This is a genomic window from Pedobacter suwonensis, from assembly GCF_900111825.1.
Taxonomy (GTDB): domain Bacteria; phylum Bacteroidota; class Bacteroidia; order Sphingobacteriales; family Sphingobacteriaceae; genus Pedobacter; species Pedobacter suwonensis.
Map to the genome: position 1 here is coordinate 160,704 of NZ_FOJM01000012.1, position 12,379 is coordinate 173,082.

Annotated in this window: 11 protein-coding genes; 5 read left to right on the plus strand and 6 right to left on the minus strand. The window is 37.8% G+C overall.

Annotation, left to right across the window (positions count from 1 at the left end; genetic code table 11):
- Positions 1–62 precede the first annotated feature (62 nt).
- Positions 63–1,322: an anthranilate synthase component I family protein gene (locus tag BM107_RS16325; protein ID WP_090985247.1), complete on the plus strand. Its 1,260-nt coding sequence runs from the start codon at positions 63–65 to the stop codon at positions 1,320–1,322.
- A 173-nt stretch (positions 1,323–1,495) separates the two neighbouring features.
- Here the strand turns inward: BM107_RS16325 and BM107_RS16330 are convergent, their stop codons facing one another.
- The 4 genes from BM107_RS16330 to BM107_RS16345 all read right to left on the minus strand — a co-directional run bounded on the left by BM107_RS16330 (position 1,496) and on the right by BM107_RS16345 (position 4,471).
- Entirely contained in the window at positions 1,496–2,302 is an 807-nt protein-coding gene (locus BM107_RS16330) for a M48 family metallopeptidase (protein ID WP_090985249.1), read from the minus strand.
- A 101-nt stretch (positions 2,303–2,403) separates the two neighbouring features.
- On the minus strand, positions 2,404–3,051 hold the full coding sequence (gene plsY / locus BM107_RS16335) for a glycerol-3-phosphate 1-O-acyltransferase PlsY (RefSeq protein ID WP_090985250.1): 648 nt from the start codon (positions 3,049–3,051) through the stop codon (positions 2,404–2,406).
- A 49-nt stretch (positions 3,052–3,100) separates the two neighbouring features.
- Positions 3,101–3,943, minus strand: coding sequence for a carboxylating nicotinate-nucleotide diphosphorylase (gene nadC, locus BM107_RS16340; RefSeq protein WP_090985252.1), 843 nt, complete (start codon positions 3,941–3,943; stop codon positions 3,101–3,103).
- A 129-nt stretch (positions 3,944–4,072) separates the two neighbouring features.
- Positions 4,073–4,471 (minus strand): DUF4783 domain-containing protein, encoded by a 399-nt coding sequence (locus BM107_RS16345; protein ID WP_090985254.1) that lies wholly within the window; start codon positions 4,469–4,471, stop codon positions 4,073–4,075.
- 172 nt (positions 4,472–4,643) lie between these two features.
- Between BM107_RS16345 and gpmI the strand changes: the two genes are divergently transcribed.
- Complete coding sequence (gpmI, locus tag BM107_RS16350; RefSeq protein WP_090985256.1) at positions 4,644–6,167, plus strand: 2,3-bisphosphoglycerate-independent phosphoglycerate mutase; 1,524 nt, start codon at positions 4,644–4,646, stop codon at positions 6,165–6,167.
- Positions 6,167–6,697 (plus strand): hypothetical protein, encoded by a 531-nt coding sequence (locus tag BM107_RS16355; RefSeq protein ID WP_090985257.1) that lies wholly within the window; start codon positions 6,167–6,169, stop codon positions 6,695–6,697. Before gpmI ends, BM107_RS16355 begins: the two co-directional genes overlap by 1 nt.
- Positions 6,698–6,752: 55 nt before the next feature.
- On the opposite strand, the gene BM107_RS16360 is transcribed toward BM107_RS16355, so the two are convergent.
- Positions 6,753–7,373, minus strand: coding sequence for a tetratricopeptide repeat protein (locus BM107_RS16360; protein ID WP_090985258.1), 621 nt, complete (start codon positions 7,371–7,373; stop codon positions 6,753–6,755).
- A gap of 319 nt (positions 7,374–7,692) precedes the next feature.
- On the opposite strand from BM107_RS16360, the gene lon reads away from it, so the two are divergent.
- Together lon and BM107_RS16370 are read left to right on the plus strand one after the other, a co-directional pair.
- Positions 7,693–10,164, plus strand: coding sequence for an endopeptidase La (gene lon, locus BM107_RS16365; RefSeq protein ID WP_090985260.1), 2,472 nt, complete (start codon positions 7,693–7,695; stop codon positions 10,162–10,164).
- Positions 10,165–10,247: 83 nt separating this feature from the next.
- Complete coding sequence (locus BM107_RS16370) at positions 10,248–11,198, plus strand: lipid A deacylase LpxR family protein (RefSeq protein ID WP_090985261.1); 951 nt, start codon at positions 10,248–10,250, stop codon at positions 11,196–11,198.
- A 96-nt stretch (positions 11,199–11,294) separates the two neighbouring features.
- Here BM107_RS16370 and BM107_RS16375 read toward each other — a convergent pair whose 3' ends face one another.
- Positions 11,295–12,329 carry an MAC/perforin domain-containing protein gene (locus BM107_RS16375; protein WP_090985263.1) on the minus strand — a complete coding sequence of 345 codons (1,035 nt, stop codon included), beginning with the start codon at positions 12,327–12,329 and terminating at the stop codon, positions 11,295–11,297.
- Positions 12,330–12,379 lie beyond the last annotated feature (50 nt).

Here is a 12,379-nt window from a genome sequence, read left to right on the forward strand (position 1 = left end):
TAATCAAAAGATAAAAATTAATTTCTTACAATTATCGCTGTGATTTTTACCTTTGCGGCAGCTTGAAAACCATTCAAAACATATCTGATTTTAAACGAAAAGCGCTACACTGGGCCAACCAGTTTGAAGTTTGTTGCTTTTTAGATTCAAACGATTATAAAGATGCTTATTCTGTTTACGATTTCATGATCGCTGCAAATGTACATGAAGAACTAAACTGCTCGACATGCAATGGTTTTGATCAGTTAAAAACTTTTTATGCTAAGCACAAACAATGGGTTTTCAGCTATTTCAGCTACGATTTAAAAAACGAAATAGAAGATCTTCAATCTAATAATCCCGACGGTTTAAACTTCCCGGATTTATATTTTTTTGTTCCAAAATACCTAATCGCTTTTAAGGATGGTAAAGCTGAAGTTCTTATTGGTAATGAGTCTGTTTTAGATGATATCGAATCTTTATCCTTTGAAAATAAAAAACAACTTAGAGCGATACAGATCTCACATAGATTATCTAAAGATCAATATATAGCTAAAGTTGAGGCTTTAAGGAACCACATCCATAGAGGGGATATTTATGAAGTCAATTTCTGCCAGGAATTTTTTGCAGAAAATGCCGAAATAGGCCCCGTTCATACTTTTGAGGCATTAAACCAGATTTCGCCCACACCATTTGCAGGCTATTTCAAGATTTACGACCAATATATTTTATCTGCCACACCAGAAAGATTTTTGTGCAAACGCGGATCGAGACTCATTTCACAACCCATCAAGGGCACAGCAAAAAGAAGTTCGGATCCGGAAAAAGATAAAGCTGTAAAATTGCAGCTCCGAAACAGCATTAAAGAACAGGCAGAAAATGTAATGATTGTAGATCTGGTACGCCATGACCTCACTAAATCTGCAGTGAAGGGATCTGTTAACGTTGATGAATTATTTGGCATCTACAGTTTCACACAGGTTCATCAAATGATTTCGACCGTGAGCTGCGAATTAAATCCTGATATCCACTTTATCGATGCCATTAAAAACACTTTTCCAATGGGTTCTATGACAGGTGCCCCAAAAGTTAAAGCCATGGAATTGATTGAAGAATATGAATTAAGCAAAAGAGGTGTTTATTCTGGCTCATTTGGATATATAACACCTGATGGCGATTTCGATTTTAATGTGGTGATCAGAAGCATCTTATACAATAGTGATAATCAATACTTATCATTTCAGGTGGGAGGAGCGATCACTTATGAATCAGATGCCGAAAAAGAGTATGAAGAGTGTTTACTCAAAGCCAGTGCAATTTTGCAGGTATTAGGAGGCCATTAACCTCCCCTAGTTTTAGCGCTCCGCTAAGACTTAATGAATATCCTTAAAAAGAGTCTGTCATCCGGGACGCAATTGATATTTTTTTGAAACAAAAAAGGCCTTAGCGAGACGCTAAGACCGGATATTTTGCTTTAGACTAAACCTTCCACTTTTCAACCTTCATGCCCTCTACCCTACCTTTTATAATACTGTTTCGCTTCAGGCAAATATTTTTGGATCTGTGCTATCCGTGTTGCATCGCTTGGGTGGGTACTTAAAAATTCCGGTGGCCTTTGTGATCCTGCTGACGCGTCTGACATCCTATTCCAGAAAGCAGTAGCATTTTGCGGATTATATCCGGCCATGGCCATAAAAATCAGACCTAAACGATCGGCCTCCAATTCCTGGTTGCGGCTAAATTTCAACATCGCAACAGGTGTACCTACACCATACAATGTATTAAAAATAGATTGGGTTTTTGGATTTTTAGAAAGCGCCACACCTGCAGCAGCACCTATGCCCTGCGCTACCATTTCTTGCGACATCCGTTCTGCTGAGTGACCTGCAATGGCATGGGCAATCTCGTGTCCCATAACTGTCGCTAAACCAGCATCGTCCTGTGTAATGGGTAAAATACCTGTGTAAACCACAATCTTACCACCAGGCATACACCAGGCATTTTTTTCATTGTTCTGCACTACGTTAACTTCCCATTGATAATCAGCAATCAGATTACCATAGTTATTGCTGTTCATATATGACTTTACTGCAGTAATTAACCTGTTTCCAACGGTTTTAACTTTCAAAGCCTGAGCATTGGACGCCGGCAAAACGGCTGATTTATTTTCCGTTAAAAAAGTATTATAAGCCTGGAATGCCATTGGCAAAACCTGGTCGTTACTTACCAGATCAAATCGACTACGACCCGTTAAAGGAACAGTAGAACATGAGTTAAATAATAAGATCCCAGCAACACTTGCTGCTAAAAATATTTTTTTCATAAATGCGATTTTTTTTAAATGATTTTGTAAAACTGATAAGCAAAAGCCGTTGATTAAACATCAAGCCTATAAATAAGTTTTACAGAAATGTGTTTTGTTGGTTAATTCGTTTTCTTTCTAAACAAATACACTTTTGATTCTTTGCCTTTCAGCAATCTTTCGAGATTTTTCTGGTGCGTAACCAAAATTAAAATACAAACCACCATACCATAAAGCACTTCAGATTTAATGGAAACCTGAAACAGGAAAACCACACTTAACGGAAAGGTAAATCCTGCACAAATGGAACTTAATGAAACGTATTTAGTTAATAGCAGTACCACCACAAAAACCAGAACGCAAAGCATAGATGCTTCGAAGTTAACTGCTAAAACCATTCCAAAAAGTGTAGCCACTCCTTTCCCTCCCCTAAAGCCAGCAAAAACAGGAAACAAATGCCCCATTACTGCAGTTACCCCCAAGGCGAGCTGGTAGTTAACAAAAACAACTGAATTCTGGGGGCCGGTTACCGACATGCCAATGAGATAGGCTAAATTAGTTGCAGTATAGCCCTTTGCAATATCAATGATCATTACGGCAATTCCGGCTTTTTTGCCTAACACCCTAAAGGTATTGGTTGCGCCAGCATTACCACTTCCATATTCCCTAACGTCAACACCATAAAAGGCCTGACCTAGCCATACAGCCGTTGGGATAGATCCGAAAAGGTAAGCAATTATTAACGCGCTGAGAGAATAAACCGTAACCATAGCCTACAATGTTACAAAAAATAAGCTTTTAATTTTAGAGCAAATCAATTTAGTATGCTTTTAAACTCATATCCAGGCTTTTCACAGAATGTGTAAGCGCACCCATCGAAATAAAATCTACTCCACAAGCTGCATATGCTGCAACGTTTTCCTCAGTAATCCCTCCGGAAGCCTCGGTAATAAATTTTCCGTCAATTAGTTCCACTGCGGCTTTTAAGTCTTCAAAACTGAAATTATCAAGCATAATCCGGTCCACACCACCTACAGCAAGAACCTGCCTTAACTCTTCCAGGTTCCGCACCTCGATTTCGATCTGAAGTGATTTATTTTGATCTGCAATATATTGCTGAGCAGCTGTAATGGCATTTGAAATCCCTCCTGCATAATCTACATGGTTGTCCTTAATCAGGATCATATCATATAAACCTATGCGGTGATTTACCCCTCCACCAATCCTTACCGCCCATTTCTCTAAATAGCGCAAACCAGGGGTGGTTTTACGGGTATCTAAAATCCTGGTTTTGGTTGTTTTCAACAGTGAGACAATGCGCCGTGTTTTAGTAGCAATGCCACTCATACGCTGCATGCAGTTTAACACCAGTCGTTCGGCAATTAGAATAGAATGTGTACTTCCGGCAACGGTTAGGGCTATATCTCCGAATTTAACCGCAGCACCATCTTGTAGTAATACATCGACTTCCAAACCGGGATCAACTTCCTTAAATATTTCGATGGCCAATTCAATTCCAGCTAAAATCCCATCTTCTTTGATGATGAGTCTGGCTTTTCCCTGTGTTCCTTTCGGGATTGTAGAAAGTGAAGTATGATCTCCGTCACCCACATCTTCAGAAAGGGCATTTTTGATGAATTGCTGTATCAGTTGATTATCCAAAATATAGATTTTAATGCCGCAAAAATAATAATTATTTATTAGCAGACAATTCCCCAAGGGTTAATCTGAATCGTTAAGCCTAATTTGGTTTCTGACTAGAGAAGCTCAATTACACAAATTGCAACTTCATTAATCCTTCGCAGGCTCTATCCGTAACTCGGTAATAGAAAAACTGGTGTTGAATTTTTTCATGGTGATCGAAACCCTGAAAGTTTCTTTTGCAGTGCTCAACATGATTACACCAAAACGATAATTTGGGTTGGTATTGATTTTATGAAAAATACTTGTTTTTATTGGTGGATGTTTGATAAAAAAATCTCTTAAAATCTGTTCACCCTGTGCTTTAGAGTATACATCTTCTTCATCAATAATGATCAGTTCGATAGTTGAGGCAAAATCTTTAGCGATTTCCTTTGAGTTGCCAGCCTTAAAATACGACGATAAATCATCGATTATATCGGCCTGAAAGGCATTTGGGTGATATAACGACGATAAACTAATTATGAATAAAAATAAGCTCCGGATCATTTCTGTATTTTATACAGAACCCTATAGCTAAAATTATGCCATTAGCATATCAAAAAAAGGATTTCTTCATTTGGATACGCTTCAATAAAGTTATATTTGCCATGTAAACAAAACACTAAACATGTTATACATGAAAATGTTTTGACAAAGATCAATAAATTTTACAATAAAAATGGTAAACGATAAAAAACTCGCGCTTATAATTCTAGATGGCTGGGGCTATGGAAAACAAGATAATTCTGACGCCGCATACGCTGCCAACACTCCTTTTTTCGATTCGTTATTACAGAAGTACCCAAATTCTAGGCTTGAGGCATCTGGCGAAGCAGTAGGCTTACCTGCAGGCCAAATGGGCAACTCAGAAGTCGGACACATGAACCTGGGTGCAGGAAGGGTAGTTTATCAGGAGCTTGGAAGAATTAATAAAGCTATAACCGACAGGGAGTTGCACAACAACCCGGTTTTAGTAAGTGCCTTTGATTATGCCAAACAGCATAATAAAGCAGTTCATTTTATCGGTCTGGTTTCAAATGGTGGAGTACATGCACACATTGAACATTTAAAAGCTTTATGCGATGCCGCAAATGAAGCAAATGTTCCAAATTCTTTTGTCCATGCTTTTTTGGATGGCCGTGATACGGATCCAAACTCCGGTTTGGGTTTTATTACCGACCTGGAAAACCACTTACAAAATTCCAATACTAAACTGGCAACTATGGTTGGCCGGTATTATGCCATGGACCGTGATAACCGTTGGGAACGTGTAAAGCAAGCTTATGATGTAATGGTTAATGGAATAGGCGAAAAAACCGAGGATGCTTTAGCTGCAATCAAAAAATCATATGCGGATGGTATTACAGATGAGTTTTTAAAACCTATCGTATTAACGCAGGATAATGCTGCTCCGGTAGCCACTATCCAGAATGATGATGTGGTAATCTGTTTCAATTTCCGTACTGACAGGGGGCGTGAGATTACAACAGCCTTGACCCAGAAAGATTTCCCGGAGCAGCAGATGCATAAACTGCCATTGTATTACGTTACTATGACAACTTACGATGAGAGTTTTGAAAAAGTAAATGTAATCTTCACCAAAGATGATTTAACCCAAACTATCGGGGAAGTACTGGCGAACAATAATAAAAACCAGATTCGTATTGCCGAAACCGAAAAATATCCGCACGTTACTTTCTTCTTCTCTGGCGGTAGAGAGGCCGAATTTACCAATGAGAAACGCATCTTAATTCCTTCTCCAAAAGTTGCAACTTATGACCTTCAACCGGAAATGAGTGCTGCAGGCATTACGGATGCCATTACTAAGGAAATGGAAACAGGATGGGCTGATTTTATCTGCTTAAACTTTGCCAATCCAGATATGGTAGGTCATACAGGTGTTTTTGAGGCCGTGGTAAAAGCAGTAGAAACGGCAGATAAATGTGCCGAAACTGTAGTGAACAAAGGTTTGGAAAACGGCTATTCCTTTATTCTTTTAGCTGATCACGGAAACTCTGAGTTTATGGTGAATGCCGACGGATCTGTCAACACTGCGCATACAACCAACCTGGTTCCTTGCATTTTAATTGATAAAGACTACAAAACCATTGCAGACGGCAAACTAGGTGATATTGCCCCTACTATTCTAAAAATATTAGGCGTGGATATTCCGGCAGAAATGACAGGAAACGTTTTAGTATAATGATCAAAAAACTTTTTATCCCCGTATTTGCTTTGGCTTTATTTTCCTGTAACCAGCGAAAAGCAGCTGAAGCAAATACCAATTTGGCATATTTTGATATAAAAGGATATTTTGAGAAAGAAATTTCACGTTTACAAAAGCTAAACCCCGTTGTAAATAAAACCGTAAGCGTAGATGGGACGGTTGAAAACAAAAACGTTAAAATTTCTGACTGGACAAAGGAACTTGCCATTTTTGTTAATGCAGATATTAACAAAACATCATGGAAAGGAAGTTTTGAAACAAACCAGGAAAACGGAATTGATATTTATACTTCTGACCATAAAAAAATCCCAATAAAGAAGGTTTCCATTACCTGGAAAGGTCAGAAAGCAGGTAAAATAGAGATCATTATCGATAATAAAAATATCCTCTATCAATCTCAGGATACGCTAACTTATTGTCCCGACAGCTTATACAGCATCAAAAAGCACCAGAAAATCAGGCTATTAAAGGATAAAAGATACTCCGTGGTCGGAAAACTGAAATAGAAAAAAAGGGATCCGAATATTATTCAGATCCCTTTTCCATTTCAATGATTTTTTTTTATTTAAGGCTGGCAATCTGCGCCTTATCATAAGTTACCCAATCGATAATATCCTTTCTTAACGGCTGAAGCGTTAATACCTTTTGAAAATCAGCAATAGAGTTATTGAATAAAGCAATACAAGCTGCTTTTTCTTCCTTTTTCTTTGCTTTGAAAGACCTGAAAATTGCATAATCTTTATAAGCTAAGCCACGGTTCTGAAACATCTGCGCATCTTCATCTCCGTTAATCTCAATTGCTTTTGTAAAATCTTTTAAAGATGCCTGATAAAAATTTTCACGCATCGTGTTTAACGATTCTTTAGGATCATTAGCAATTTTTAACCTCGCTATACCACGATAATAATATGCCGAAACCTCAGTAGGCTTGATGTTCAGCAATCGGCTGTAAGTGGCGATACATTTCTCGTATTCGTGATTTTGGAAGTAAGAATAACCAAGCATCTGGAGTACACGAGCATTATCAGGAGTTTTAGCCTCAGCTTTTTCTAATTGCATAGCAGCGGTTTTGTAATCACCCTTCATCATCGCCTGCATGCTCCTCTCGTAATTGCTCTGCGCGAAACTAGCGGTTGATGTAAAAATCATTAATCCTAAAATCGCTTTCTTAAAATAGTCCATGTATGAATAATAAGTGTAACAAATCTAACCCCTAATCAAATTTTATAGGAGAAATTTTTTGCAATATAATCCTATTCTGATAATTTAAAAGTTTTTAATTTTTCTTTCATTAAAAACCGCTTGCCCTGAACATTAGCTTAAACGCTAAAAAATGCTTTATATGATATGGGCGAAAATATTTATATTACTCTGCCTTTTTAACATATCATTAATATTATTTTTATTTTGGCACAAGAGTTGAATTTATGAAGGGAATACAAAAATTAAACAAATTAAATACGACTAAACTGCCAGTTTGTCGTTAGCGGAAAATGTGATAATGAGTAAACAAGATATATTTGATTTCCAAACAGCAATGCCAATCATAAATGAGGATACAGAGTTTTTTCCATTAATGTCTCAACAGGACGAAGATGAAATGAACAATGAAGAAACGCCGGAAACCCTGGCCATATTGCCTTTGCGAAATACCGTTTTATTTCCTGGAGTAGTTATTCCTATTACAGTGGGAAGGGACAAATCGATTAAGTTGATTAAGGAAGCCTATAAAGGAAATAAGATTATTGGGGTGGTTTCTCAAAAAGATGTTTCTATTGAAGACCCTACTTTTGAGCAGCTTAACACCGTTGGTACCGTTGCCAACATCATTAAGCTATTACAGATGCCTGATGGAAATACAACCGTAATTATCCAGGGTAAACAACGCTTCAGTTTGATTGAAGAAGTGCAGAACGAACCTTACATTAAAGCGGTTGTTAAAAAGTTTGTAGAACAAAAGCATAAGGCAGATAAAGAGTTTAAAGCCTTGATTGCCTCTATACGGGAGATGTCTGCACAAATCATCCAGCTTTCGCCAAATATCCCGAGCGAAGCCAGCATCGCACTTAAGAATATTGAGAGCAATTCATTTTTGATCAATTTCATTTCATCAAACATGAATGCCGAAATGGCCGATAAGCAAAAAATCCTTGAAATGGATAAATTGCAGGAAAGAGCGCAAAAGGTAATGGAACTTTTGATGGTGGAATTGCAGATGCTGGAATTGAGAAATCAGATCCAGTCAAAAGTACGTACCGATTTAGACAAACAGCAACGTGATTATTTTTTAAATCAACAGCTAAAAACCATTCAGGAAGAACTTGGCGGTAATGCTGCCGATTTAGAATTTGACGCTTTACAGGAAAGGGCTAAAAAGAAAAAATGGACCCAGGCGGTTGCCGATCATTTTGATAAAGAGATAGACAAGTTAGGTAGAATGAATCCTGCTGCGCCAGATTATTCGGTACAGTTAAACTATCTGGAATTACTGTTGGATTTACCGTGGAACGAGTTTACAAAAGATAATTTCGACCTAAAAAGAGCACAGCGCATTTTAGATAAAGATCATTTCGGTTTAGAAAAAGTAAAACAACGTATTATTGAATACCTGGCTGTACTAAAACTAAAACGCAATATGAAAGCGCCTATTTTATGTTTGGTTGGCCCTCCGGGAGTCGGCAAAACATCACTCGGCAAATCGATTGCAAAAGCATTAGGCCGTAAATATGTGCGCATGGCTTTAGGCGGTATCCGCGATGAAGCAGAAATCCGCGGCCACCGTAAAACTTATATCGGTGCCATGCCGGGACGTATCATTTCTTCCATTAAAAAAGCCGGCGCAGATAATCCTGTTTTTGTGCTGGATGAGATTGATAAGGTTGGTACTGATCACCGTGGAGATCCATCATCAGCTTTGCTGGAAGTTTTGGATCCTGAGCAGAACAATGCCTTTTACGATCACTATGTAGAAGTGGATTATGACTTATCAAACATCCTGTTTATTGCTACAGCTAACTCGTTAAGCACTATTCAGCCTGCGTTGTTAGATCGTATGGAGATTATTGAAGTAAACGGATATACCATTGAAGAAAAAATAGAGATTGCCAAAAAATACCTGTTGCCAAAACAGAAAGAAAATCATGGTTTGCAGACCAAAGATATTTCCATTAAACCTGCCCTGATCGAAAAAGTAATTGAAGATTACACCAGAGAATCAGGTGTGCGTGGTTTAGAGAAAAAAATAGGCTCTCTGGTACGTGGCGTGGCCACTAAAATTGCCATGGAAGAAACCTACAACGTAAATTTAGACAATGATGATGTGGAGCGTATTTTAGGTGCTCCTATTTACGACAAGGATTTGTACGAAGGCAATGAAGTAGCCGGAGTTGTAACAGGTTTAGCCTGGACAAGTGTTGGTGGAGATATTTTATTCATCGAATCGAGTTTAAGTCCGGGGAAAGGAAAATTAACCTTAACAGGTAACCTGGGCGATGTAATGAAAGAATCGGCGGTGATTGCACTGGCTTATTTACGTGCACATGCTGCAGAATTTGGCATTGATTATACTTTATTTGATAATTGGGATGTACATGTACACGTTCCGGCAGGCGCTACGCCTAAAGATGGTCCATCGGCCGGAATAACCATGTTAACGGCATTAACCTCGGCCTTTACCCAACGTAAGGTAAAACAACATCTAGCCATGACGGGTGAGATTACTCTTCGCGGAAAAGTGCTTCCGGTAGGTGGTATAAAAGAAAAAATCCTGGCCGCCAAAAGAGCCGACATTAAAGAAATTATCCTGTGCAAGAGCAACCGTAAAGATATTTTAGAAATCAAAGAAAGTTACATCAAGGATTTAAAATTCCATTATGTAACCGAAATGAGCGAAGTAATTGATTTGGCACTGACTAAAAACAAGGTAAAAAAACCTTTGGATTTAAGTATTAAAATTGCACCGATTGTAAACTAATTTATAATCTTTTAACAGAGAACAATCAAAAATCCAATTACAATAAATACTTTTATAGTCCCGGTAATTATCGGGACTTTTTTATGAAATCACTTTTATTTGCACTATTTTTTTGTTTGGCTGTATCAACTGGTTTTGCCCAATCTTTTAAAAACGAATTTGGTTTTAAAACCGAAAATGATGCTTATCTGGCTACTTTAAATGATCGTTATTATACCAACGGCTTATTTATTTATTTCAGAAGAGCACTTAATACCGAAAAGTTATCAGATAAGATCGAAAAGAAGACCTACGAAATTTCTGCAGGTCAAAAAATGTATACCCCATATTGGGGTCAGGTACCGAAAAAAGAAGATCAGGACAGACCTTTTGCAGGTTACCTGTATGCCGGTGGTGCCTATTCGGTTTTCTACAAAAACGAAAGTGTTTTAAAAACCAGTTTAGAATTAGGTACAGTTGGTCCTAACTCACTTGCACAGGATGCACAACGTTTTCTCCATAAAACGGTTGGTTTTTACACGCCAGCAGGTTGGGATTACCAGATCAAAAATGAACTGGCCGTAAACCTGGCTGCCAATTACAGTAAATTGCTCTTTAGGCCTGAAGACCCAATTGCAGATATCAGTGCCCAGGGTTATGCCAATTTAGGCACCACTTTTTCGGGTTTGGGCACATCAGTACTTTTCAGAGCCGGCAAAATCAATCAATTGTTCAATAGTGCTTACCATAATGCCGTAATTGGAAATTCGAAAACCAAAAGCCTAAATAATGCTGAATTTTTCTTTTATGTAAAACCGCAGCTTAATTTTGTCGCTTACGATGCCACCATCCAGGGTAGTCTTTTCAACAATAATAGCCCGGTAACGTTTGGTGTAAAACCATTCGTTTTTGAACAACAGTTTGGTGTAAATTACAGTTCAAAAAGATTTACAGCCGATTTTAACGTAATTTTTAAAACAAAAGAAGTTAAAAGTGTAGCGAAAGCACAGAATTATGGTGGTTTAAGCTTATATTATCGATTTGGGAAGAGTTAGGTTAATTGTCTAACTGAAAACTGATATTAGAACCTGATCAATAATAACTTTAGATACAATAAAGGGACAGTTAAACTGTCCCTTTATTGTATCTATTTAATTTGTCAGTTTTGCTACCTTATCGGCATAGTACTGATCCAGGTAAGCTTTTACTTCAGCTTTTTTAGCTGCATCATCAATAAAGTTATATAGTGGGGCCAAACCGTCTTCAGCAGCACCTATAAAAGTTGCTTTATCCTCTGTCGTAGAACCAACCCAGTTGGTAAGGTTCACAATAACTCTGTTGTTTATGGTTTCGGGCTTTAATTTGCTAATGTCACCGCCTGTTGAACTATAGTAGATCTGGGCAGAAGTATTATCATTTAGATTGCGTAGGATAGGCTCATCCAGGTAGCCCGTAGGCAAGCCAAATGTCCTTTTTAATGTATAACGTAATCCTTCCATCACAATCGCCCCCCTTCTCTCGTTCTGAGGTGCTTCTGCCTGGTAAATAACGTCAAATTTAGAACCTATTTTTATGTTTGTTAATACATGAGTTCCATATTTACTAACAAGTTCCTTAGCAGGTAACAAAGTAATATCTTTCTTAAAATCTGCTGTTAAAAATTTATTTACTCCCTGGTCATAATAAAACTTATATAACTTCAAGATTATATAATACGAATAGTGTCCATAAACATATTTTTTATTAGTCGCATCCGTTCCTGGAAATCCCTGATTAATGGTATTTCCAAAGAGTTTTAAGCTCTTGGTTGCATTATATGAATTAGAAAATTTTGTTGATAAATCAACGGCATTTTCAGCCAAAGTAGTCCTCCACGAAGATTGTGTACCCCTTACAGGAATAACATTATACGATCCGTCAGCAGCATAAGCAGAAATATCGACTACATTGCCTCTTACAGAAGCCAGATCATTAAACTTATCTGTAACATCATATCCAAACCCTAAAAAGTTGAAGGTTGCAGATGGTGAATGTAAAGGCTGAGTATCTTGGGTTGCTCCCTTAACCGTATAGGCAATATCAGGTGATAATTTTTCTTCAGGAACAGAATTTGGAGTTTCTTCTGGATTTTTCTTGCAGGCAGCAAGTGTAGCCATAAAGGCCAGCGCTAAAATAGTTCTTTTCATTTGGTTTAATTATTTGTGTGAGTGCACACCAGTGTCAATTTTGGTGCCAC